At 44.5% G+C, this 265-nt stretch carries 1 pseudogene; it reads left to right on the forward strand.

What is annotated here, in order from left to right:
* Window positions 1–265 (forward strand): annotated as a pseudogene (locus IWT5_RS12260) (ISL3 family transposase); the annotation flags it as partial.

Raw genomic sequence — 265 nt, forward strand, 5'->3', positions numbered from 1 at the left:
CTTGGCTCAAACCAGTTTAGTGCCAAAGCACTGTTCAATTTCCAGTTCCACCCGCCAAGAATGCTTAGAACGACTCGCAGAGCCGGTCTCACTAAAACATCTCGCTAACGAATTGGCGACTTCTGCTAGCTTTGTTACCCGTATGTTAATGCAGTCCGAAACTTACTTCGAACCCAATTGGCAGCACTTACCAGAAGTACTTTTGCTGGATGAGATTAAAACGACTAACAACGCTGATGAGACCATGAGTTTTGAAATGATGGAT

The sequence above is a fragment of the Secundilactobacillus mixtipabuli genome (genome assembly GCF_002217925.1).
In the GTDB taxonomy this organism is placed as follows: domain Bacteria; phylum Bacillota; class Bacilli; order Lactobacillales; family Lactobacillaceae; genus Secundilactobacillus; species Secundilactobacillus mixtipabuli.